The sequence below is a fragment of the Sphingobium chungangianum genome, from assembly GCF_977014255.1.
In genome coordinates, this window is sequence record NZ_CDRNIV010000006.1 from 1,169,548 (window position 1) to 1,191,208 (window position 21,661).

A 21,661-nucleotide genomic window follows, 5' to 3' on the forward strand; every position below is an offset into this window, starting at 1 on the left:
GGTCGGCAGGACCATCGCCAGGATGGAAGGGTCTGCCCGCTTCATCGCTCTCATCAAGCTCGCCAATGTCGGGCTGACGCTGATCTGGGGTTTTGCTGTTACTTATGTTTTCGTGCGCGTCCTGCCGCTGCGCGAGTTTCAGGCGTTCCTGCTGCTGGTCGCCTTCGGCAACTTCACCATTTCGGCCGAGTTCGGCCTGACCAGCATTATCTATGCCCGGCTGCGGCGTCATTGGCTTGGCCATGACGGAGACAGCGGGGACGGCTTCCGTCTGGAAGAAATGGGCGTCCTTTTCCTGTTCCTGGGCATGCTGATCCTTGGCGGTGTGGTGATCCTGCTCGTCGCGCTGGTGGCGGGGGGGATCGACACGACGATGCCGCTGCTCTTCATTCTTTTCTTCCTGTCCGCCTGCATCAACCTTCCGGCGCTGCTCGCGAAACGGGCGCTGGCGGCAGTCGATGGGAATTTCGTCTGGGAAATGCTGGATTGCGTGCGGCGGATGATGACCATCGCGCTGCTGCTGCTCATCCTCAAAGGATTGGACGCGCGTCTTTCGGTGGCGCTGCAACTGGTCATCAGCATGGCTGTGATCGGATATGCCATCAAGTTGGTGCATGGTCGGTTGGGGATGACCTCCGGGCACTGGCTGGCCTTTCGCCGGGGCGGGGCATATGTGCGCACCCATTATCTGCGGGATATAAGTGCGTCGGCGCTGTTCACCGTGTCGGAGATCGTGGCCTATAATGCGCCCTATTTCACCATAGCGTTCGCCACGCAGGACGCGCGGCCGATGCTGCTTTTCGATTTCCTGTTTAAGATGTCGCGGGCGCTTTCCATGGCCATCCGCGCCATGGTGGAGGCCGCGCTTCCTCGCATCACCCGTGCTTTTCATGGGGGAGACCGGACCCGCCTGCGCCAATTGCTGATCCGGGCACTGGCGGCCGGGTTTATCTTCGCCCTTGCCGCGTCGGCCGCGTTGCTGGTGCTTGGGCAGTGGGTCTTCGCAAAGCTGTTCGCTGGACGAGCCGCCATTGGCATGACCGATCTGCTGCTGATTGATGGCGCTTTGCTGGCGCTGACGCTGATTTGCGTGTCGGTCTATGTCCAGGCGGCGCTTGGGCGCTTTTCTCATCTGCTCAAGCGCTCGCTTCCATTCCTGGCCGGATCGCTGCTGAGCGTGCCGCTGGCAATGCTTTTCGGTGACGGGTTCGACCAAGGCTTCCTCGCGATTTATGCGCTGACGATGATCGTGGTTGCGGCGCTCCATGGTCTGTCGTTGCGCCGTCTGCTGCAAGGTTCGGCCGCGCGATGAAGATCGCAATGGTCGATCCGTCCCTTTTTACCGGGCGATATGATGACAGCCTGTGCAGCGGTCTTGCCGCACAGGGCGCGGATGTGACCTTGTTCGGCCGCCCGATGCGATCCACTGACGCCATCGCGCCGGAATATTATCGATACGAACCACGCTTCTTCCGTGGGAGCGAAGCGCTGCGGGCGCAATTGGGGGAGGGAAAAGCCTTTCGTCTGATCAAGGCTGCCGAATATGGCGCCGCCTGCGCGCTTGGCCGGGTCGGTGCGTTGACAGCGGCGGACGTTGCGCATTTCCAATGGCTGCCACTCGCGCCGGCCGACCGCCTGCTGTTGGGCCGATTGAAGGGGCGGGTTCCACTGGTCCATACGGTCCATAATGCCGATGCCTATCATGCCGATGCAGGCGTGCAGGGCAGGGGATATCGCGCCTTGCTCGATATGTTCGATGCGCTGATCGTGCATGGCGATACGACGCGCCAGGCTTTGGAGGCGCAGGGGATCGCATCGGCGCGCATTCATGTGACGTCCCACCCCCCGATGCGTCTGGCAACCGCAACAACGGCCGATCTGGCCGCTATTCCCGATCCCTCGGTTCCGCGCCTGCTCTTCTTCGGCACGATCAGGCCCTATAAGGGCGTCGATATATTGGTCGAGGCTTGCATGTCGCTGTGGCGGGCGGGGCATGCTTTCGAGCTGGTGGGGGCGGGTAAGCCCTTCATGGATGTAGTGCCATTGCTGGAAAGAGTCCGGGCTGAGGGCTTTGCCGACCGGCTGATTGCCGACCTTGGCTTCCTCACCGAAGGGCGGCTCGACGCGCATATGGCAAAGGCCGACGCCATCATCTTCCCCTATCGTCAAATCGATTCAAGCGGCGCATTCCTGTCTGCCCTGCACCATGGCAAGGCGATGGTAACGTCGGACGTGGGTATGTTCGCCGCCTTGCCGGAGGGGGTGGCGATCCGCACAGCGGCCGGAAATCCGGACGATCTTGCTCAAGCCCTCTTGCGGCTAATCCAAAGCCCCGCCATCAGGCAGACGGCTGGCGCGGCGGCACGCGCCTATGGTGAGACTATGGGCAGTTGGAAGGACATGGCCTTGGCAACGATCGGCATTTACCGCTCCGTCATGGCCTCGCGCGCATGAGCCGATATGTCCGCGAACTGGCCGACCGCGCTCTGGCGATCCGCCTCGCTATCGCCGGGCGGGTGCATCAATATCCGGAGATCCAGGCGCTTCGTCGGTTTCTTTCAGCCTTTGCGGTTGATTGCGTGTTCGATGTCGGTGCCAACCGGGGGCAATATGCGGTGATGTTGCGCAAGGATGTCGGCTTTGCCGGGGCGATCCTGTCCTTTGAACCCAATCCTGACATATTTGCCGAGCTATCCCGCCGGGCGGCGGCCGATGCCAAATGGCATGTGTTCAACCTCGCCTTGTCTGACTTTGAAGGAACGGCCAGTTTCAACATCATGGCGGCCGATCAGTTCAGTTCGCTCAAAAAACCGTCAGGTCGGCAGGATGCTATCTTCGCCGAGCGCAACAAGGTCACCCGGACGGTCGAGATGCAATGCAGGCGTATCGACACGCTTCTGCCGGAATTGCGGGCGGAGCATGGATTTTTCCGTCCGTTCCTGAAGATGGACACGCAGGGTCATGACCTTTCCGTCTGCGAAGGCGCGGGGGCCGCGATCGCTGCTATGGCGGGCGTGCAGACCGAACTTGGCGTGCGGCCCATATACGAAAACGGCACCGGCTATCAGGCGATGATCGATTGGCTGGAGCAGCGCGATTTCATCCCCTCGGCCTTTTTCGCCAACAACAAGGGACATTTTCCGCTGCTTGTCGAAATGGATGGCATTTTCGTCAACCGGGCACTGCTGCCGCAGGAAAGCTGAATGTACGTTCCGCCCGCCCGGCCTATCGATGCCCGCCGCTTGTTCCTGGCGGGTGCCATCGGCCTGACCCTGTGGCTGGGCGCCACTTTCCTGTGGCATGTGACGTACCGGCAGGGCGTCAGCCTGGCCGTCATCCTGTTCCTGGATCAGGATTTTCCCGCGTTGCTGGGCGGGCTGTTGCTGCTGACGTTGGCGGCGCTTTTTGCCGAGGGGATGGGGTTCCGCCTGCCAAAGCCCCGCGCGCGGGTGATCGTGCCGCTGGTCGTCGTCTTTGGCCTCGTTGCCTGGGCGGGCCATTATTGGCTGTTCCAGAACTATTCGATCTCGCGAGACGAGGAAGTCGCGCGCTTTGCCGCCGCTTATATGCGAGAAGGATTGTTCGCCCGGCCGATCCCCGCCGAATGGGAAGCCTATCGGCGCGCGATCATGCCGGAATTCTTCTCTCCCTTCGGCGCTGCCGACTATTGGACCGCTGCCTATCTGCCGGTGAACAGCGCGATCCAGGCTCTGTTCTGGCAATTGGGGGACCCGAACCTGGCGGGGCCAGCGTTGCTGATTGCCGGGCTATTTGCGTTGTGGCGCGTGGCGCTGCATCTGTTCCCGACGCGGGATGATGCCGTTTGGGTGACGATGCTGCTTGGGTTGTCGTCCACGCAGCTCTGGGTCACGGCGATGACCCCCTATGCGATGACCGGACATTTCGCGCTCAACATGATCTGGCTCGCGCTGGTCCTGCGGGGTGGCGTGATCGGTCATGTCAGTGCTGGCGCGGTGGCGCTGGTGGCGGCTGGCCTGCACCAATGGCATTTCCCGCCCATCTTCATCGCGCCCTTCATCCTGTGGATGCTCCTGTCGCGCCGCTGGGCCGTGGCCGCATTTCACGTCCTGATCCTGATCGCCATCGTTGTCGTGTGGGCAAAGCTTTGGCCCGGATTTCTCGTCCAGTCGTTGGGGCCTGCCGCCGATGTCCGACCTTCCGCAGGCGTCGCGGACAAGGTCGGCAGCCTGTTCGAACGCCTGGGGGACGGCTGGCAACCGCTGGTCAACCTCAGCCGCTTTGCCGCATGGAACAACATATTGATGGTGCCGCTGGCGGCGCTGGGCGTGATGGCGATGCAATGGCGCAAGGCGTTGCGGGGGCAGGAAATCGCATTGCCGCTGGCGCTTGGCTGCTTTGCCGGTTGCGCGCTGGCACTGGCGCAGGGCTATGGCTGGGGCTTTCGCTATGCCCATGGCTTCATCGGGCCGTTCTGCCTGCTTGCGGGGCTTGGCTGGGCGCGTTTCCGTCCGGCGGCGATGCGGCCCATTTACTTGGCCGTTGCGATAACGTTGGCGATGAGCGCCTTTCTGGTCTGGCGCACGCATGTGTTCGTCGCTCCCTATGCTGCCAGCCATCGTATGATCGACGCGTCCAAAGCGGATGTGGTGCTGGTCGATCCGCGCGGCGGATTATATGTGACCGATCTCGTGCGCGGCCGGGACGGTGTGCCGGGGCGGCCCATGGTGATGAACCTTGGCATGTTGACGCTGGGGCAGGTGGACGAGCTTTGCCAGCATTATGTCGTCGAACTGTTCGACCGCGCCGAGTTCCGCCCGTTGGGCATACCGCTTGCTCGCTGGAATCTCGGGCGCATGGACGCGCTCCGCGCGCATATGAAGGCTGCCGGATGCGACAAACCGGTGTTGCCGCCGCTGCCTGAAACCATCGATGATGCGATGAACGCGTCGGGCGACGTGCTATAATCTAGGGCTTGGCGCCCTTCATGAAGACCCGCTTGCCGCCGATCCATGTTTCCAGAACCTGCGTCGCCCGTATGTCGGTGGGCCGAGCGACGGAGATGTCCCGGTCGATGAGGATGAAATCCGCCCTCTGTCCGGGGATCAGGCTGCCAAAACGCTTATCCGCGAAACCCGCAAAGGCCGCCTGCCGCGTATAGCCGTCAAGCGCTGCCTCAAAGCTCACCCGCTGCTCCGGCATCCATCCGCCTGCCGGTTCGCCAGATGCATCCTCGCGGCTCATAGCGATGCCCATGCCGACAAAGGGGTTCGGACTAGTCACAGGTGCGCCGGAGCCGAATGCCAATGGTGCGCGATTGTCGAGCATCGCTTTCCACGCATAGCCGCCCTTCAACCGGTTCTCACCCATGCGCGCGACCGCCATGCGCCAGTTTGCGGCCTGAAGCGCGGGCTGCATTGACGCTATGACGCCATTTTGCCCGAAGCGGGGCAGGTCAGCTGGATCGACAACCTCCGCCTTTTCAACCCGCCAGCGCCTGTCGCCCTTGTAGGTTTGGCCCAGTTCCGTGATCGCATCCAGCAGTTCGCTGTTAGCCGCGTCTCCGGAGGCATCGACGGCGATCTGGAAATTGTCCATCGCCGCGCGGCTCATCATGTTGCGCAGCTGCGTGGATGGGATCAGCGAATATCCACGCTGCCCCGGTGCGTCGGCATAATCGGCGTTGAGCCATGCTCCGCGCGACGAGAGCGATCCATCCAACGCCAGTTTCAGCCCGCCCATGCGCAGCCGGTCATCATAGAGCCACGGCGTCGGCTCAGGTCCTGCAATCAGCACCATATTGTCGAGGCCCTGCGCATAGGAGATGATCCGCAGGCGTAGCGCGCCGCGATCGGCCGAGCGGCGAAATGCCTGCCAATCCTCGATCGTGGTGCCCATGTCGGCAATGCCGGTGACGCCGTTCGCCAGCAATAATTGTTGCGCCTTTTCCAGCGCGATGTCCCGGTCCTTGGGAGCGGGAGGCGGGGCGACCCGCTGGATAAGGTCCATCGCCTTGCCAACGAAAACGCCGGATGGCTTGCCCCCGGTCATCTCGATCCGGCCACCGGCAGGCGCCTTGCTTGTGGTGCTGATGTCGGCGGCTTTCATTGCCGCTGAATTGGCCCAGCCCGCTTGGCCGTCCGCGCTTTCCAGCCATATTGGGACATCGGCGGAGGCGGCGTCGAGATCGGCAGCGGTGGGCGCCCGATTAAGGCGCCAAGGCTCGGCATTCCATCCCCGGCCGATGATCCATTTCCGTCCGGGATTGGCGGCGACATATTCCCGTATCTTGCCCTGCGCGTCAGCCAGTGAGCGCGTGCCGGACAGGTCGAGCGTGATCTGAGTCAGGCCCAGCGCCATGACATGGCCATGCGCGTCGATCAGGCCGGGGATCAATGTCTTGCCCCCGCCGTCCAGTTGGAAGTCCAGACCCTTCGGCCAGCTCTCACCCTTTTTCAGCTTCTTCTGGCGGGGCGGCGCTTCATAGCGTCCGGGCAGCAGCTTATCGACCTTGCCCTCATCGTCGATCAGCAGAGCGCGAAACCGCACGGTGCGTCCATTGGCGTCGAGCGCGATGCCATTCACATTGTCGATGACCCCCGACGCCAAAGCGGGAAAGGGTAGGGCGAGCGCGGTGATGGCCGCCAAAAGGGCGCGCTTCATGCCTTGGTGATCCGCCTCACTAGCGCGCTTGTATCCTGTCGGCTTCCGCCCATCGCCTGCACATCGGCGTAGAATTGATCGACCAATGCGGTCACGGGTAGGGTCGCACCATTGGCACGCGCCTCTTCGAGGGCAAGGCCAAGATCCTTGCGCATCCAATCGATGGCGAAGCCGAAATCGAAACTGTCCTGTGCCATAGTCTTCCAGCGGTTATCCATCTGCCAGCTTTGCGCGGCGCCGCCGGACACGGCTTCGAACACCTTGTCCAGATCCAGTTCGGCGGCTTGCGCAAATCGTAGCGCTTCGGAAAGCCCTTGCAGAACGCCGGCGATGCAAATCTGGTTCACCATCTTGGTCGTTTGCCCGGCTCCCGCACCGCCGACATGCACGATCCGCGCGGCATAGCTTTGCATGACGATCCTCGCGGCCTCGACCGCCGGTCCCGTGCCGCCGCACATGATCGACAGGCGGCCGTTTTCCGCGCCTGCCTGACCGCCCGAAACGGGGGCATCGACGCAATGAAGTCCGCGGCTTTCCCCTTCGACGAACAGTTGCCGGGCGATCCGGGCCGATACCGTCGTATGGTCGATGAACAGGCTGCCCGGCTTCATGGTCCGGAACGCGCCTTCCTTGCCGACGGTCACCTGCGAAAGGTCATCGTCGGTGCCAACGCAGCTGATGACGATTTCGGCATCTTCCGCCGCCTTGGCCGGGGTGACCGCCACGGCGCCGCCATAAGCCTCGGCCCACTTCTTCGCCTTTCCGATGGAACGGTTGTAGACGGTCAATTCGTGTCCAGCCTTCGCCAGATGCCCGGCGATCGGGCCGCCCATGACGCCCAGACCGATAAACGCGATATTAGCCATATGCCTCGTACAGTTAGCCGCGTGGCCTTTTGCCATAGGACGAGATTTCGCCAAGGGCCAGTTCCTTCCGAGGTAAATTTCCGCTAGGGGCGAGCGCATGAACACGTTGAGCAAGATCGAAAGCGCGATGCCGCTGCCCGTTACCGTCGATGACATATTGGCGGCGCGCGTGCGGATTTCGGGCGCGGTCGTGCATACGCCAACGCTGATCAGCCAGACTTTGTCGGAAATGCTCGGCTGTAAGGTCTACCTGAAGTTCGAAAATCTCCAGTTTACCGCTGCCTACAAGGAGCGCGGTGCGCTCAATCGCCTGCTTCAGCTGGACGCGGCGTCAAAGGAAAAGGGCGTGATCGCCGCTTCCGCTGGCAATCACGCGCAGGGGCTTGCCTATCACGGCCGCCGTTTGGGCGTGCCCGTGACCATCGTCATGCCCGTGACCACGCCGACGGTTAAGGTGACGCAGACGCAAGGGCATGGCGCGACGGTCGTGCTGCATGGCGAGAAGTTCGACGACGCCAGCACCTATGCACGCCAACTGGCCAAGGAAAATGGCCTGACCTTCGTCCACCCGTTCGACGAACCCGACATCATGGCCGGGCAGGGCACTGTCGCGCTGGAAATGCTGGAGGACGCGCCCGAGATCGACACGCTGGTCATCCCGATCGGCGGTGGCGGCTTGTTTTCCGGCATGGCCACTGCGGCCAAGGCGATGAAGCCCGACATCCGCATCTATGGCGTGCAGGCGGAACTTTATCCGTCGATGTACAGCCATATCAAGCAGGCGAACCTGGCCTGCGATGGCGATACGCTGGCCGAAGGCATCGCGGTGAAGGAGCCGGGTGAGCTGACGCGCCGCTTTGTCGAGCGCTTGGCCGACGACGTCCTGCTGGTCGATGAACGGCATCTGGAGGAGGCGTTGAGCCTGCTGCTCCAGATCGAAAAGACCGTGGTCGAGGGCGCAGGCGCGGCTGGGCTTGCCGCGTTGTTGATGCACAAGGACATGTTCGCGGGCCGCAATGTTGGGCTCGTCCTGACGGGGGGCAATATCGACACGCGCCTGCTGGCGAACGTGCTGCTGCGCGATCTTGCGCGGTCGGGTCGTCTGGCGCGCCTGCGCATCATCTTGCAGGATCGCCCCGGCGCGCTGTTCCATGTCGCCCGCATCTTCGATCAGGAAGCGGTCAACATTCTGGAGTTGTCGCATCAGCGCATCTTCACCAATCTTCCCGCCAAGGGCCTTAGCCTCGACGTCGAATGCGAAACCCGCGACGGGGAGCATCTTGATCGCTTGATCACAGCCCTGCGCGCCGCCGGATATGAGGTCGCGCCGATCGAGGTTGCCTGATTGGCCTCCCGGCGCAGGGAGTACGCTTTTTTTCGTGGTAAATGACCTTTTCACGGAAGGCTGCGGGCGTCATAGTCTGTCCATGACTCAAGTTTCTCGCAGCGTTTTGACGGAGACCGTGGGGTGAGCGCACCATTTCGTTTTCCGCGCTTCTTTGTGACGAACCCCAGCCCGTGCCCTTATATCCCGGGCCGGAGCGAGCGGAAGGTCTTTACCGAACTTAACGGCGACAATGCGGCGGAACTTAATGATGCGCTCGGCCGCATCGGCTTTCGCCGCAGCCAGAATGTCGCCTACCGGCCAAGTTGCGCCGACTGCTCCGCCTGCGTGTCCGTTCGCGTGGTGGCAGGAGAGTTCACGCCCAACGCGACACAGCGCAAGCTCATTCGCCGCAACAGCGATTTGATCGTCACGGCATGCAAGCCATGGTCCACCGAGGAGCAATTCGAGCTGCTCCAGCGCTATCTGAAGGCGCGCCATCCGGGCGGCGGCATGACCGAGATGGACGAGATGGATTTCGCCGACATGGTCGAGCAGACCCCGGTCGAAAGCCACGTCGTCGAATATCGCGAGCCCGGCAAGAATGGCCGCCCCGGCAAGTTGATCGGTGCATGCCTGACCGACCGGCAGGGCGATGGCCTGTCGATGATCTACAGCTTCTTCGATACGGAGCTGGAGCATCGCAAGGGGCTGGGTAACTTCATCATCATGGATCACATCCTGCGCGCGGCGAAAGCGGGCCTGCCCTATGTGTATCTCGGCTATTGGGTCGAAGGGTCGCAGCGGATGCAGTATAAGGTCCGCTACCGCCCACTGGAAAAGCTGAGCCGCAGTGGCTGGGTTCGTTTCGACCCGCAGGAGCAGGCGCAGGCCATCCGGGGCGTACTGCCCCGCGACGAGCCGCCGTTGCCGATCGAACTGGCGGGTATCTTCCGGAAATAATCCTGCCGCCAGCGGACGCGACAAGGCAGTCCTGCGCCCGTCAAATCTATTTTGCGGCGAAGGTCACGGCCTCGATCTTGTTTCCATCCGGATCGCGCACGAAGGCCCCGTAATAATGGGCGTCGTAATTGGGACGAACGCCCGGCGCTCCTTCATCGGTGCCGCCAAGCTCCAGCGCTAGTCGATGGAATTCGCGGACGGCTTCGCGATCGGCCGCTTCGAAACAGATATGGACGCCGTTTCCGGACGAGGCCCGTTCACCATTAACCGGCGTTTCAACGCTGAAAACCACATCGGCCACGCCATAATCTAGCGAATGCGGATAATCGCGCAGGTTGCGATAGCCAAGCAGAGCCATCGGCGGGTCGTAAAACGCCCGTGCTCGATCGACATCGTTTGTTCCAACGGACACTGGATCATGCCGTCTTTCCTGTCCTTGCCCACTGGGTCTTCAGACAGGCTAAACCGCTGATCCTATTTGCAGTTGCACCTGCGTTTGACGCCATGGCGGCGCGTCGTCGTTTCGGTCACATAGCTGGTGGTAGTGACCGTCGGCGTGATGACTACCGTCGTTGTCGTGGCACCCGGATAATAATAGCCGCCCGCGATGTAGCCGGGGGCCTGTGTCGTCGTCACCACCGGTGCGCCGGGGCCATCATGCCGAACGATCGGCGGTGGTGCGCCATAAGGCGGAGCGTCATAATCCACTCCATAGTTACTGCGCGCCTCGCCTTCGAAACGGCCCTCATATTCGCCGCTCACCGTGCGGCCGTTTTCGTCACGCCAGGTGCCGGTCCAACGCCCTTCATATTCATGGGGTGGGGGCGGAGGTCCATCATGCGCGGTCACATCATCGTCATAGGGGACGCCGGGTCGATCTGGTTCATGATCGCGCGCATCCCAATCGACATCGCTGCGATGATCCCGGACGCGGCCGTGACGATCGACCATCACGGCGTCGTCATAATAGCGGGACCAACCATAGCCATCGGCGGGCGCAGGCAGGCCATAGCTTCCATAATTGCCGATCCGGTAGGTGGGGCTCACCCAATAGGATGGCAGGACATAGCCCATGACCGGCCGCCGGTAAGCGCCCCAACCGCCCGGCGCATACCAGCCCGCGAACCAGCGACCCTGAACGCGCGGTCCCCAGCGGTGGACCATCGTTCCGCGGTGCATTCCGGCATGAACCGGCCGCATGCCGGAAAAACTCTTGCCCAGGACAGGGAGCGTCGCGCCCGTTCCGGCTGCATCGCCCGCTAAAGCCGGTGTAGCGAGGCCGAGGGCAAGGCCCGTGCCCGCCAGCATGATGCTCCAGATCCGCATGCAAAACTCCCCGTTGTTCATGGCTGCCTTGGGCATAGCCGTGACGTTAACGTCTGGTTTAGCATGATGATCCGCCTTGATCCACGCGGGGGGAACGCCCCGCTGTCCCGAAACGGATCAGCGGTTAAGCGAGCCGAGTGCCGATCCGTTCGATCAGCATCTCAAGCCCATTTTGGTCGGCGATATCGAAACGCGCCGGGGCAGGGCTATCGAGGTCAAGCACAGCAACGACGCGGCCATCGACCGTCACGGGCACGACGATCTCCGACGCGCTGGCCGCATCACAGGCGATGTGGCCGGGGAAAGCGTGGACATCCTCGACCAGCTGCGTCTCTCCCGTAGCCGCTGCCGTACCGCAGACGCCCTTGCCCAGAGGAATGCGGATGCAGGCTGGCTTCCCCTGAAAAGGGCCAAGCACCAGTTGACCTTCTACCATGCGATAGAAGCCTGCCCAGTTAAGGTCCGGAAGAAATTGCCAAATTAGCGCCGCGACATTGGCCATGTTGGCGACAGCATCGGGCTCGCCGTCCGTCACTGCCTCTACTGCCGACAGGAGGTCCGCATAGAGCGTTGACTTGTCGCCATCGGCTGGCGCCTTGAAATCAAACATTGGCAGTCCTCAATCCATCCGCACCTTGCCACGCCCCTGCTTCACTGAACTGCGCGCCTTCTTGGCGTCCACGCGGCGTGCCTTTGCCGCCTTGCCCGGCTTCGTGGCGATGCGCCGGGGATCGCGTTTGTAGGCCTCGACGATCATCTCGGCCAGCCGGTCGCGGGCATCCTGACGATTGGCCTCCTGCGTGCGGAAGCGGGACGCCTGGATCACTATCTCGCCGCCGGAGGTCAGGCGTGATCCCGCCAGCTCCTTTATTTTTCGGAAGGCATGAACTGGCAATCCCAAGCGATAGAGGGCCACCCTTAGCTGAACGGCAGTGGCGACCTTGTTGACATTTTGCCCGCCGGGGCCACCAGCGGTTATGAAGCGCTCCTCCAGCGCATCTTCCGGAATGTCAAAGTCCGGCATCGTCCAGATACTCTGGCCCGAAACCAGCCGCCGCAAAGGTGGCGGGCAGGGGAGCTGTCGCCTCTGCCGGAGCCTTGCTCCCGCGCGGGACGCTGAGGAAACGGCTGTGCAGCAGCATCGGTCCTTCGCCTGCGCCATAGACGGGGTCGCCAGCGATGCCGAAGCCCAGCCCATATAATGTATGCGCGCGAATCTGATGGGTTCGTCCGGTGCGCGGTGTGAAGACCATCAGCGAGCGGCCGTCCTTCACCGCCAGCTTTCGCCATTCGGTCACGGCGGACTTCCCCTCTTTGGCCGCGATGATGCGCCAGCCCTTGGCCGCGCTGCTGACTTTCTTCAGCGACAGTTCGATGACGCCGCTTTCCGCTTCCGGTACACCGTCCACGATCGCGACATAGCGCTTGCTGACCGTTCCTGCTTCAAACTCTGCGGCATAACGCTTGTGCGCCTTGGGATTGCGCGCCAGCAGCAGGCAACCGCTGGTGTCGCGATCCAGCCGATGCACCGGCAGAGGCCAGCGCTGAAAGCCGAAGGTCAGTGACGAAAGGTGGTTCTCCAGGCTCAGCGAACCGTCGCGCGGCGCATCGACCGGCAAGCCGGCGGGCTTGTCGAGAATGATGGCTTCACCATCGATGAAGAGAACTCGGTCATGCAATAGGGTCAAGGAGTGGTTCCGGGAGCAGTTGGAAAGATTGACGGGCGCGCGCTGTCCTATAGGGCGTGGAAGCCATGGAGAACAGGGGGAACGAGGTCCAGCACAAGTCGGCGCCATCGGAATGGGCGCAGGGTGGCGGGCGGCTGGAATGGATCGACGTGGCGCGCGGCATTGGTATCATCGCCGTGGTGGCCGGACATGTGTGGAGAAGCGGCCCCCTCCGCGATGCGCTTTACAGCTTCCACATGCCGCTATTCTTCCTGCTGTCGGGCCTGCTTTCCCGTCCGCAGCCACCCAAGGGCTTCGCCCTGCGGCAATTGGCGTCGCAGATGCGCCCCTATGCAGCCTTCCTGGCATTACTGATCATTGCGGATCAGATCATCGAGCCGATGAAGGGGCAGCGGCCTATCTTCAACCAATGGCCGGACGACATATTGCCGATCCTTCTTGGCGGATCATGGCTGCGCGGTCCCTATACCATATTCTGGTTCGTGCCCTGCCTGATGGCCGCGCGCATCCTGTTCAATGCGCTGCTGTCCCGTTGGCCCGATCCTCTCGACCGGCGCTGGCTTATCGCAATCCTACCTGTCCTAATTGTAGCCTATGTAGCAGGGGAGGTTACGCAAACGTCCGTGCTGGGGTTGCTGACGGTGCCCATGGCCCTTGTACTGCTCTGGATCGGAGCCGTATGGCAGCAGGTGCCGTGGAGGCATTGGATGTGGCTCCCCTTGGGCGCGCTGGCGCTGGCGGGGCTATCCGGTCTGCTTCCCACGCTTAACATGAAGGCCGCCGATTACGGGTGGCCGATCCTGTCGCTTGCTTCGGCTGTGGCGACGTCTCTGCTGATCTTCCGCATTTCAATCCATGTCGCGCCTTTTGGCGGATGGCTGGCGACAGTGGGCAGGGCCTCACTTGTCATCATGTATTTGCACGTCGCGGTCATCCACTACCTTTCGCCCTATTTGGACAAGCCCTGGTTGCTGCTCCATGCGCTGCTGCTGCCCATCGCGGTCTATTATTTTTTGCGCGCCAGCCCGGTCGGCGGTCGCCTGTTCCTTTGAAAAAAAGAGGCCGGTGCATCCATCCTATGCACCGGCCCCTATCGTTGTGCCTTGCGACCCAAGGCTCAACCGCTGCACCGAGAGGGGAAGAGTGCAGCCAAATTTCTACCCGTGCAGCTTGATCGCCGTCTCCGCGATCCGCCGTCCCTGATACCGGGCGCCTTCCAGTTCATCCTCGTCAGGCTGACGGCTGCCGTCGCTATGCGCGATAGTCGTGGCGCCATAGGGCGCACCGCCGCGCACCTTATCGACGCCCATCTGCCCGGTGTGACCATAGTCCAGCCCCACGATCACCATGCCGAAATGCAGCAGATTGGTGATGATCGAGAATAAAGTCGTTTCCTGCCCGCCATGCTGGCTGGCAGTAGATGTGAAGGCGCCGCCCACTTTTCCGTTAAGCGCGCCCCGCGCCCAAAGGCCGCCTGCCTGATCAAGGAAAGCTGCCATCTGGCTCGACATGCGGCCGAAGCGGGTGCCGGTACCGATGATGATTGCATCATAGTCGGCAAGTTCCGCCACGGTCGCGAGCGGCGCATCCTGCTCCAGCTTGAAGCCCGCATTTCGGGCGACCTCCAAAGGCGCGGTTTCAGGAACTCGCCTGATGTCAACCTGAGCGCCAGCGGCGGCCGCGCCTTCCGCAACAGCCTTCGCCATCGTTTCGATGTGGCCGTAGGACGAATAATAGAGAACCAGCACCTTAGCCATGAAGTGTCTCCAGTCTTGGTAATGCATTGATCGGAAAAAGGTTTCTTGAATAATGCGACCGCTCGCCCCCCTCAGGGGGGCAAGGTGAGCGAGCGGCCGATAGGCCTTCCGGGCCTATTCGCTATCGACGAGGACGATTTCGCTATCCTCGATCGCGGTGATCGTGATGGGCTGGCCGCCCAGGATCGCAGCGCCGTCGCGCGCTTCAAAGGTCTGGCCGTTGATCTCGACCCGCCCAGTCGCGGGCACGAGATACAGGTGCCGTCCCTCCGCGCTTTCATAGGTCACGCTGGTGCCAGCCTTTATGGTGCCGCCCAGCAACCGCGCGTCGGCGCGGATGCGCAGCGCGTCCTGATCTTCCGCATAGCCGCTGGCCAGCACCACCAGACGTCCGGCGCGATCGTCCTTGGGAAAGGGCTTGGCGCCCCAGCTTGGCGCGTCGCCCTGCGCCTTGGGAATGATCCAGATTTGGAACAGCGTGCTTGTCTCATCCTCCAGATTATATTCGGAGTGACGGATGCCGGTCCCTGCGCTCATCACCTGTACGTCGCCTGCCTCGGTCCGGCCCTTGTTGCCCAAGCTGTCCTGATGCGTGATCGCGCCCTTGCGAACATAAGTGACGATTTCCATGTCGCGGTGGGGATGTGGAGGAAATCCGGTGTTCGCCCCGATTTCATCGTCATTCCACACGCGGATCGCGCCCCAGCCCATGCGGTCGGGGTCATGATAGTCGGCGAAGGAGAAATGATGGCGGGCGTTGAGCCAGCCATGATCGGCATGACCCAGCGTCTCGAAGGGGCGACGCTCGATGCGGTTTCCTGCGGCGGTGATCATATTTGTGCCTTTCGTTGCTGCGGGAAAAGCGTTCCCGCTTGCTTCCAACTGATTTAGCGATCAGGATCGTTTCTTAAACCAGCAGCATTGAAACGGATTGTTTCCTTTATGCGTCTTCCTGACCTTGAAGCCTGGGCGATGTTCGCCGCCGTCGTGGAGCATCGCAGCTTCACCGATGCCGCTAAGGCGCTCAGTGTGTCGAAAGCGACGGTTTCAAAGGCCGTCACACGCCTTGAGCAGCATCTGGAGACCAGCCTGTTCAATCGCACCAGTCGCCGCCTTGCCCTGACCGAAAGCGGCAAGCGTCTCGCCAGTCACGCCGCCCGGATTTTCGAGGAAGGGCAGGCGGCGGAGGAAGCTGCTCGCCAGGATACCGACGAACTGTCCGGAACCATCCGTCTGGGCGCGCCGATGACGTTCGGATTACTCCGCATCGCGCCGCTGGTCGCGCAGTTCGCCAAGCTTCATCCCGCCGTCGACATCAATCTTCATCTCTCTGACGCGCGGATAGACATGATCGAGATGGGGCTCGACGCCACCCTCCGCATTGCCGACATGCCCGATAGCTCGCTCCGCGCGAGGCGGTTGGGTGACGTCAAGATGCATGTCATCGCTTCTCCCGCCTATTTGGAGGAGCGGGGCAGGCCCAAGCATCCGTCCGACCTCGGTGCCCACGACTGTCTTTGCTATGCCAATGCGCCGACGCCTGACGTATGGCGCTTCTCGGGACCGGGGCAGCAGAATGTCGTGATACAGGTAAGGGCGCGCCTAACCGTCAACAGTGGTGAAGCGATGCTGCCGGCGCTCCGGGCAGGCATAGGCGTTGCTCGGCTGCCCGATTTCATAGTGGGCGAAGCGCTCGCTTCAGGTGAACTGGAGGAGGTCCTGATCGACTGGAGGCCGCCACCACTTGGCTTGCATTTGGTCACGCCGCCCTCGCGCTTGCGGCCTGCGCGGGTCGAGGCGCTGCTCGACTTCATCGCTCGCAACCACGGTTGCTGAAGCTTCGTTGCGCAGGTGAATCTATCTTGACTCAAAATGAATCACTTCGACAATAAATCTTTTCAAACAGATTCAAATTCCCGCGACTCGCGCATTTCTGCGGGTTAGCGAAAAATTAACCTTTGTCGTTCAGAAGTTTTTTGGTTAATGAATTGGAGCAGACGCCGTTCTTAGGGGTTGACGGGATCTGCAAGGACAGGGGCTTCAATATGCGCGTTCTGCTAATAGAAGATGAACCGACAACGGCCAAGGCGATCGAGCTTATGCTCACGACCGAAGGCTTCAACGTCTACACTACGGACCTTGGCGAGGAAGGGCTCGACCTTGGTAAGTTGTATGACTACGACATCATCTGTCTGGATTTGAACCTGCCGGACATGCACGGCTATGACGTGCTGAAGAAGCTCCGCGCCGCCAAGGTGCAGACGCCGGTGCTCATCCTTTCCGGCATTGCGGAGATGGACAGCAAGGTTCGCTCCTTCGGCTTTGGCGCCGACGATTATGTGACCAAGCCTTTCCATCGCGAAGAGCTGATCGCGCGCATTCACGCCGTGGTTCGCCGGTCCAAGGGCCATTCGCAGTCTGTCATCCGCACGGGCAAGCTGGCCGTCAATCTCGACGCCAAGACCGTGGAAGTGGACGGCAACCGCGTCCACCTGACCGGCAAGGAATATGCAATGCTGGAGCTGCTCTCGCTCCGCAAGGGCACGACCCTGACCAAGGAGATGTTCCTTAACCATCTCTATGGCGGCATGGACGAGCCTGAACTCAAGATCATCGACGTCTTCATCTGCAAGCTGCGAAAGAAACTGGCTCTGGCGTGCAGTGGCGACAATTATATCGAAACCGTCTGGGGTCGTGGCTATGTGCTGCGCGATCCTGATGAAGCGGAAGAGGTCGCGACTAAGGTCGCCTGATCCCCATATTTTCGAAGAGGCTAAAAGGCCGGTGATCCTATGGGATCATCGGCCTTTGTCGTTGATGCGGCCGTGCTCGATCAATCTCTCCTGATATGGAAAAGGGCCGGTGACCTCTTGGATCACCGGCCCTGTCTTGTCAGGCGGAGGGGCGGAAAGGGGGCGGGCTTAAAGCCCGAAGTGGGGAATCCGCCCGAGTGGGGTCAATTGTCCGCCTGACTGGACGACGTGCTGTCGCTGGAGCCTGATGCGTGGCCGCTTCCCGATAGCGTGCCGGTGGCATTAAGCGCCGCGCCTCCATTGAGAGCGTTGCTGGCGCTACCGGCTGAGTTTGCCGCGCCGGACTGAGCCGCGCCAGACGCGTTACCGGCCGCCGATCCAGCACCGCTCAGTGCGCCACCGGCCCGGTTGCGGGCCGCTTGTGCGGTAGCGCTGGCTTGCCCTTGCGCCGCTGCACCTGCCGTGACCGCGCGATCTCGCGCTGCGCCCGCCGTCTGGCTGGCCTGATCCCGAACGCCGCCTACTGCATTGGCGACATCATTGGTGCCCAGCGTGTCGGCGGTCAGGCCACCGCTCGCTGATCCGCTGGCAGAACCCGCGGCGTTTGCGCCGTGGCTCTTTCCCTTGTGGGTTACAGAACCAGTCGCCGCACCGTCAGCTCGGCCAGAACCAGAACCCTTCGCCGCAACCCGTCCATTGCCCAGATCGATGCTGCGGTCGAGGCCGATGCCGCCAGAACCGCTCAATGTGCCGCCGAGCGATCCACCAGCGCCGCCCAGAGCGCCACCAAGGCCACCGCCCAGGCCGCCACCGCCGCCCAGAAGCTGGGCAGACGCAGGAACCGCAGTCAGGGCGGCAAGGCAGGCAGTGGCAAGAATGATTGTCTTCTTCATCGATCGTCTCCTTGTTCGTTGTCGATCCGATGCAAGGACAACGGGATGGCGATGCGATTTAATTCCTGGCGCCGAAATATTTTTGACAAGATGCTGATATTCAATCCATATTTCTGCAATTGCCGCAGATAATACCATGCCCGAATGCCTTCCTGCTTTCCGGCTTGGCCTCCTCGATCAGCCCGCTCAGGCTACCGTTCACAAACAGCCGCCCCGCGACAAGCGGCGCGGCGAAAGAGGTGCCTCGCACGCTGCCCTTGCCGCCATCGGTGCGTGCGGCATTCATGTCCGCGCCGGGCGCCGCGAAATCCACATGCCGCGCGCGGCCCGCCTCAGGCAGCAAGCGCCCGCGTCCATCAACGCCAGTCACCGCCACGACATCAGGGTAGGAGGCGGGATAGGCCGGTGGCGCGGCGGGGCCGTCATTGCCGACCGCCGCTACCACCGTAACGCCCTTTTCACGCGCCAGCCGGATGGCTCCTGCCAGCAGAGGATTATCGGGTCCGACCAGGCTTAAGGTGACGACGTTGACCCCGCGCGCCGCCATCCATCCCAGCGCTCGCACGATCGCGAAGGCACTGCCGCCCGCTGGATCATCACCATAAACATCTGCGACCAGCAGCGGCGTACCCGGCGCCGCGCCCCGAATGGACCCGGTTCCACTGATCAAGGACGCCACCGCCGTGCCGTGCGAACTGGCACGAGGCGCGCCGCGAACGAAGCCGCGCTGCTCGACCGCGCCAGTGAGTGACGCGTGACGGGCGACGCCACCATCGATCATTCCCGCCGCTCGAGATCGGACAGGCCCTGTCCCCGCCAAGGCTGCACTCCCCGACTTGGGCGCCGCACCGCCGGGGAAATAGAGATTATCCGCGCTCACCTCCGCCTCTGGTGCGATCGAGCGCACCTGCTTCAACGCGCGGGAGAGGCTCCGGCCGGGCGGCACCGTGAGGCGCGTTAGGAGCAGGTCGATCCCCTCAATGGCCTCGCTTGCCACCGCATAGCCCGCGCGATGCAACGCTTCGATGCTGGTCTGCTTGGCACCCTTCAGCAGGATGACGCCACGCCGCGCGGCCTCTTTCCGATCGTCCAGTTCCACGCTGTCGCCATGCCGTCGCAGCAGATCACCAATCCGTGCCGCTCTCGCCGCCACGAGGCGTTCTGCCAAGCGGGCGGGAGGAATCCGAATTCAGCGCGCCTTCCCCGTCGTTGAGCAAGTCCGGAACCATCCCTCCTACCTGCCCCAAGGCCCCATTGGGGGACGGCAACAATTGTGCTTGTGCCGCCGGACCTGTCAGCAGCAGTCCCGCAACGATCCAGGAACGTAGGGCCTTCATCTCTGTCTCTTCATCCTCGACTGGCGCGGAGGCGAATTTTCCGCTCCTTTCGCATCCATAATAAGTCATCGCGAATTTATTTCCGGTAGATATACCTCTTCGGGGATGAAACGAACGGGCACAGCCGTTTCATCCTTGAACAAGTGATGGAGACCGGATGTCGTTCGAAAACGATCTGTTGGCGATCCTCCCCCGGCTGCGCCGCTTCGCCGTCAGCTTGTCGAGGGACCGCGCCGATGCGGACGACCTTTGCCAGGCGGCGCTGGAGCGAGGGCTGCGGGCGCGCGAACAATGGCAGCCGGGGACAAGGTTGGACAGCTGGATGTATCGTATCATGCGCAACCTCTGGATCGATGAAGGCCGTTCGCGGCAGCGCGCCGTGCGGACTTTCGCACCCGAAGAGGCCGGTGAGCATGTTGGCTATGCAGGCGATCAGCATGTGGAGGCGCACGTCATGCTCTCCGACGTCGATCGCGCGATGCAGGCTTTGCCGGATGAGCAGCGCGAAGCCATCGCGCTCGTTCTGGTAGAGGGCCTGTCCTACAAGGAAGCCGCCGAAATTCTGGGCGTGCCCATGGGTACGTTGACCTCGCGCTTGGTTCGTGGACGCGGCGCCCTTATCGAATTGCTGGGAGAAGCAGCATGACCGACATTGATGAAGCCATGCTGATCGCCTGGGTCGATGGCGAGCTGGACGAAATCACTAGCCGCCGCGTCGATCGCGCCGTTGCGGACGATCCTGCTTTGGCCCAGCGCCTGGAAATGCACCGGCATTTGCGGCAGCGTCTTTCCGGTCACTATGCGCCGGTTGAAGCTGAACCTGTGCCACAGGCTATGCGTGCGCTGCTGGAGGAACGGCCGAAGGTCACGCCCATCACCCGTCCCGCGGCTCCCAAATGGCGCAGTTGGGGCATTGGCGGCGCGATCGCTGCCAGCCTTGTCCTGGGTCTCGGCATCGGCCGTTTGTCGAGCGGCCCCGCTGGACCTGTTGCAGTCAGCGATGGCGTTATGGTGGCGAGGGGTGAACTCGCCTCCGCCCTCGAAACACAACTTGCCTCGGCCCAAAAGGACACATCAATCCGCATCGGCCTGAGTTTTCAGCGCAAGGGCGGAGGCTGGTGCCGTAGCTTCGAAGGCAGAGCCCTGTCGGGAGTGGCCTGCCGCGAGGGGGAAGGCTGGCAGGTTCAGCAACTGATTCCCGGCGCCGCCCAATCGACGGATTACCGTCAGGCATCCTCCACCGACGCAAGCATTATGGCGACGGTAAGCGCCCTGATCGAAGGCTCCCCCGCCGACGCGACCCAGGAGGCTGCCGCCAAGGCCAAGGGCTGGCGCTGAACTTCGGACGTCTTTCCGTTCCGGCTAAGTCTGCAAATACCAGCGATCCGTGCCTTCAAGGCCGATCGCCGTCAGTTTGCCGCTGTTCCAGGCGCCCGTGTCTATCCCGATCCGGTTGGCCTGCTCATCGACTTCGCTGGTGATGCTGTGTCCATGGACCACCATATAGGGATGGGCTTGCCGGTCATGCAGGAACTCACCCCTGATCCAGCGCAGGTCGGCTGCATCCTGCTTCTCCAGCGGCAGACCGGGCCTGATCCCGGCATGAACGAACAGATAGTCGCCCATCACAAGACTATCCGGAAAACCGTTCAAGAAATCGACATGCTCGCGGGGCACATTTTCCAGCATCCATGACGCGATGTCCTTGTCCGTCATCGCTGTGCCGACGCCGGATTCCAGCCCATAGCTTTCAAGCGCGGCCACGCCCCCAATGCGGCGGCAATAGCCCGCATATTGCGCATCGCCCTTCGCGGCGCCGACAAAGACCTCCTCATGATTGCCTTTGATCAGGTGAAAATTCGGGGATGCCCGCCACAAGGATATTGCATGCTCTATGACGGCGGCGGATTGTGGCCCGCGATCCATCAGGTCGCCCAACAGGATGAGATGACAGGGTAGGGGAGCGCGTGCCGAGTTCATCCTCATCGATCAACCGCAGCAGTTGTTCGAACAGGTCGAGCCGCCCGTGGATGTCCCCGATGGCATAGACTCGCCGATCGCTGCCTATATCGGGCACGAACGATGGCGCTGGCGACGAGCCGCGGCGGAAAA

22 protein-coding genes and 1 pseudogene are annotated in these 21,661 nt (G+C 62.2%); 11 read left to right on the forward strand and 12 right to left on the reverse strand.

Going from position 1 to position 21,661, the window contains the following annotated elements; genetic code table 11:
* Positions 1-22 precede the first annotated feature (22 nt).
* From ACWNC0_RS12870 to ACWNC0_RS12885, 4 genes are read left to right on the forward strand one after another with little or no spacing between them, the layout of a single operon-like run.
* Positions 23-1,312: a hypothetical protein gene (locus tag ACWNC0_RS12870; protein WP_449474613.1), complete on the forward strand. Its 1,290-nt coding sequence runs from the start codon at positions 23-25 to the stop codon at positions 1,310-1,312.
* Positions 1,309-2,454, forward strand: a complete 1,146-nt coding sequence (locus ACWNC0_RS12875) for a glycosyltransferase family 4 protein (RefSeq protein ID WP_449472070.1) — start codon at positions 1,309-1,311, stop codon at positions 2,452-2,454. The genes ACWNC0_RS12870 and ACWNC0_RS12875 overlap by 4 nt, the downstream gene beginning before the upstream one ends.
* Positions 2,451-3,203, forward strand: a complete 753-nt coding sequence (locus ACWNC0_RS12880) for an FkbM family methyltransferase (RefSeq protein WP_449472071.1) — start codon at positions 2,451-2,453, stop codon at positions 3,201-3,203. Before ACWNC0_RS12875 ends, ACWNC0_RS12880 begins: the two co-directional genes overlap by 4 nt.
* Positions 3,204-4,946, forward strand: a complete 1,743-nt coding sequence (locus ACWNC0_RS12885) for an MFS transporter (protein WP_449472072.1) — start codon at positions 3,204-3,206, stop codon at positions 4,944-4,946.
* 1 nt (position 4,947) lies between these two features.
* Here ACWNC0_RS12885 and ACWNC0_RS12890 read toward each other — a convergent pair whose 3' ends face one another.
* Positions 4,948-6,642, reverse strand: coding sequence for an amidohydrolase family protein (locus ACWNC0_RS12890; protein ID WP_449472073.1), 1,695 nt, complete (start codon positions 6,640-6,642; stop codon positions 4,948-4,950).
* A complete protein-coding gene (locus ACWNC0_RS12895) occupies positions 6,639-7,508 on the reverse strand; it encodes an NAD(P)-dependent oxidoreductase (RefSeq protein ID WP_196226316.1) in 870 nt (289 codons plus the stop codon). Before ACWNC0_RS12895 ends, ACWNC0_RS12890 begins: the two co-directional genes overlap by 4 nt.
* A 97-nt stretch (positions 7,509-7,605) precedes the next feature.
* Here ACWNC0_RS12895 and ACWNC0_RS12900 point away from each other — a divergent pair, with 97 nt between their 5' ends.
* Together ACWNC0_RS12900 and ACWNC0_RS12905 are read left to right on the forward strand one after the other, a co-directional pair.
* A complete protein-coding gene (locus ACWNC0_RS12900) occupies positions 7,606-8,853 on the forward strand; it encodes a threonine ammonia-lyase (RefSeq protein WP_449472074.1) in 1,248 nt (415 codons plus the stop codon).
* A 123-nt stretch (positions 8,854-8,976) separates the two neighbouring features.
* Positions 8,977-9,795 (forward strand): arginyltransferase, encoded by an 819-nt coding sequence (locus ACWNC0_RS12905; RefSeq protein ID WP_449472075.1) that lies wholly within the window; start codon positions 8,977-8,979, stop codon positions 9,793-9,795.
* A 46-nt stretch (positions 9,796-9,841) separates the two neighbouring features.
* Here ACWNC0_RS12905 and ACWNC0_RS12910 read toward each other — a convergent pair whose 3' ends face one another.
* The 5 genes from ACWNC0_RS12910 to ACWNC0_RS12930 all read right to left on the reverse strand — a co-directional run bounded on the left by ACWNC0_RS12910 (position 9,842) and on the right by ACWNC0_RS12930 (position 12,809).
* Positions 9,842-10,207, reverse strand: coding sequence for a VOC family protein (locus tag ACWNC0_RS12910; RefSeq protein WP_449472077.1), 366 nt, complete (start codon positions 10,205-10,207; stop codon positions 9,842-9,844).
* 62 nt (positions 10,208-10,269) lie between these two features.
* Positions 10,270-11,121, reverse strand: a complete 852-nt coding sequence (locus ACWNC0_RS12915) for an RcnB family protein (protein ID WP_449472078.1) — start codon at positions 11,119-11,121, stop codon at positions 10,270-10,272.
* Between the two features lie 124 nt (positions 11,122-11,245).
* Complete coding sequence (locus tag ACWNC0_RS12920) at positions 11,246-11,731, reverse strand: GAF domain-containing protein (RefSeq protein ID WP_449472080.1); 486 nt, start codon at positions 11,729-11,731, stop codon at positions 11,246-11,248.
* A 9-nt stretch (positions 11,732-11,740) separates the two neighbouring features.
* Positions 11,741-12,145 carry an alternative ribosome rescue aminoacyl-tRNA hydrolase ArfB gene (gene arfB / locus ACWNC0_RS12925; protein WP_449472081.1) on the reverse strand — a complete coding sequence of 135 codons (405 nt, stop codon included), beginning with the start codon at positions 12,143-12,145 and terminating at the stop codon, positions 11,741-11,743.
* On the reverse strand, positions 12,132-12,809 hold the full coding sequence (locus ACWNC0_RS12930; protein WP_449472082.1) for an RluA family pseudouridine synthase: 678 nt from the start codon (positions 12,807-12,809) through the stop codon (positions 12,132-12,134). The genes arfB and ACWNC0_RS12930 overlap by 14 nt, the downstream gene beginning before the upstream one ends.
* Before the next feature lie 65 nt (positions 12,810-12,874).
* On the opposite strand from ACWNC0_RS12930, the gene ACWNC0_RS12935 reads away from it, so the two are divergent.
* Positions 12,875-13,861, forward strand: coding sequence for an acyltransferase family protein (locus ACWNC0_RS12935; protein ID WP_449472083.1), 987 nt, complete (start codon positions 12,875-12,877; stop codon positions 13,859-13,861).
* 105 nt (positions 13,862-13,966) lie between these two features.
* Here the strand turns inward: ACWNC0_RS12935 and wrbA are convergent, their stop codons facing one another.
* Together wrbA and ACWNC0_RS12945 are read right to left on the reverse strand one after the other, a co-directional pair.
* Positions 13,967-14,566: an NAD(P)H:quinone oxidoreductase gene (wrbA, locus tag ACWNC0_RS12940; protein ID WP_449472084.1), complete on the reverse strand. Its 600-nt coding sequence runs from the start codon at positions 14,564-14,566 to the stop codon at positions 13,967-13,969.
* Between the two features lie 114 nt (positions 14,567-14,680).
* A complete protein-coding gene (locus ACWNC0_RS12945; RefSeq protein ID WP_449472085.1) occupies positions 14,681-15,400 on the reverse strand; it encodes a pirin family protein in 720 nt (239 codons plus the stop codon).
* A 108-nt stretch (positions 15,401-15,508) separates the two neighbouring features.
* On the opposite strand from ACWNC0_RS12945, the gene ACWNC0_RS12950 reads away from it, so the two are divergent.
* Complete coding sequence (locus ACWNC0_RS12950; RefSeq protein ID WP_449472086.1) at positions 15,509-16,402, forward strand: LysR family transcriptional regulator; 894 nt, start codon at positions 15,509-15,511, stop codon at positions 16,400-16,402.
* Between the two features lie 209 nt (positions 16,403-16,611).
* On the forward strand, positions 16,612-17,319 hold the full coding sequence (gene ctrA, locus ACWNC0_RS12955; protein WP_196226306.1) for a response regulator transcription factor CtrA: 708 nt from the start codon (positions 16,612-16,614) through the stop codon (positions 17,317-17,319).
* Positions 17,320-17,522: 203 nt separating this feature from the next.
* On the opposite strand, the gene ACWNC0_RS12960 is transcribed toward ctrA, so the two are convergent.
* Both ACWNC0_RS12960 and ACWNC0_RS12965 read right to left on the reverse strand, forming a co-directional pair.
* Positions 17,523-18,212, reverse strand: coding sequence for a hypothetical protein (locus ACWNC0_RS12960; protein ID WP_449472087.1), 690 nt, complete (start codon positions 18,210-18,212; stop codon positions 17,523-17,525).
* A gap of 100 nt (positions 18,213-18,312) precedes the next feature.
* Positions 18,313-19,618: pseudogene (locus tag ACWNC0_RS12965) on the reverse strand (S8 family serine peptidase).
* 88 nt (positions 19,619-19,706) lie between these two features.
* Between ACWNC0_RS12965 and ACWNC0_RS12970 the strand changes: the two are divergent.
* Positions 19,707-20,195, forward strand: coding sequence for an RNA polymerase sigma factor (locus ACWNC0_RS12970; protein ID WP_196226303.1), 489 nt, complete (start codon positions 19,707-19,709; stop codon positions 20,193-20,195).
* Positions 20,192-20,887, forward strand: coding sequence for an anti-sigma factor family protein (locus ACWNC0_RS12975; RefSeq protein ID WP_449472088.1), 696 nt, complete (start codon positions 20,192-20,194; stop codon positions 20,885-20,887). Before ACWNC0_RS12970 ends, ACWNC0_RS12975 begins: the two co-directional genes overlap by 4 nt.
* Positions 20,888-20,911: 24 nt before the next feature.
* On the opposite strand, the gene ACWNC0_RS12980 is transcribed toward ACWNC0_RS12975, so the two are convergent.
* A complete protein-coding gene (locus ACWNC0_RS12980) occupies positions 20,912-21,529 on the reverse strand; it encodes a metallophosphoesterase (RefSeq protein ID WP_449472089.1) in 618 nt (205 codons plus the stop codon).
* Between the last annotated feature and the right edge of the window lie 132 nt (positions 21,530-21,661).

Coding starts and splice junctions, on each gene's coding strand:
- ACWNC0_RS12870 (WP_449474613.1), top strand. CDS start 23: ATGGAAGGGTCTGCCCGCTTCATCGCTCTCATCAAGCTCGCCAATGTC.
- ACWNC0_RS12875 (WP_449472070.1), top strand. CDS start 1,309: ATGAAGATCGCAATGGTCGATCCGTCCCTTTTTACCGGGCGATATGAT.
- ACWNC0_RS12880 (WP_449472071.1), top strand. CDS start 2,451: ATGAGCCGATATGTCCGCGAACTGGCCGACCGCGCTCTGGCGATCCGC.
- ACWNC0_RS12885 (WP_449472072.1), top strand. CDS start 3,204: ATGTACGTTCCGCCCGCCCGGCCTATCGATGCCCGCCGCTTGTTCCTG.
- ACWNC0_RS12890 (WP_449472073.1), bottom strand. CDS start 6,642: ATGAAGCGCGCCCTTTTGGCGGCCATCACCGCGCTCGCCCTACCCTTT.
- ACWNC0_RS12895 (WP_196226316.1), bottom strand. CDS start 7,508: ATGGCTAATATCGCGTTTATCGGTCTGGGCGTCATGGGCGGCCCGATC.
- ACWNC0_RS12900 (WP_449472074.1), top strand. CDS start 7,606: ATGAACACGTTGAGCAAGATCGAAAGCGCGATGCCGCTGCCCGTTACC.
- ACWNC0_RS12915 (WP_449472078.1), bottom strand. CDS start 11,121: ATGCGGATCTGGAGCATCATGCTGGCGGGCACGGGCCTTGCCCTCGGC.
- ACWNC0_RS12920 (WP_449472080.1), bottom strand. CDS start 11,731: ATGTTTGATTTCAAGGCGCCAGCCGATGGCGACAAGTCAACGCTCTAT.
- arfB (WP_449472081.1), bottom strand. CDS start 12,145: ATGCCGGACTTTGACATTCCGGAAGATGCGCTGGAGGAGCGCTTCATA.
- ACWNC0_RS12935 (WP_449472083.1), top strand. CDS start 12,875: ATGGAGAACAGGGGGAACGAGGTCCAGCACAAGTCGGCGCCATCGGAA.
- wrbA (WP_449472084.1), bottom strand. CDS start 14,566: ATGGCTAAGGTGCTGGTTCTCTATTATTCGTCCTACGGCCACATCGAA.
- ACWNC0_RS12945 (WP_449472085.1), bottom strand. CDS start 15,400: ATGATCACCGCCGCAGGAAACCGCATCGAGCGTCGCCCCTTCGAGACG.
- ACWNC0_RS12950 (WP_449472086.1), top strand. CDS start 15,509: ATGCGTCTTCCTGACCTTGAAGCCTGGGCGATGTTCGCCGCCGTCGTG.
- ctrA (WP_196226306.1), top strand. CDS start 16,612: ATGCGCGTTCTGCTAATAGAAGATGAACCGACAACGGCCAAGGCGATC.
- ACWNC0_RS12960 (WP_449472087.1), bottom strand. CDS start 18,212: ATGAAGAAGACAATCATTCTTGCCACTGCCTGCCTTGCCGCCCTGACT.
- ACWNC0_RS12970 (WP_196226303.1), top strand. CDS start 19,707: ATGTCGTTCGAAAACGATCTGTTGGCGATCCTCCCCCGGCTGCGCCGC.
- ACWNC0_RS12975 (WP_449472088.1), top strand. CDS start 20,192: ATGACCGACATTGATGAAGCCATGCTGATCGCCTGGGTCGATGGCGAG.
- ACWNC0_RS12980 (WP_449472089.1), bottom strand. CDS start 21,529: ATGAACTCGGCACGCGCTCCCCTACCCTGTCATCTCATCCTGTTGGGC.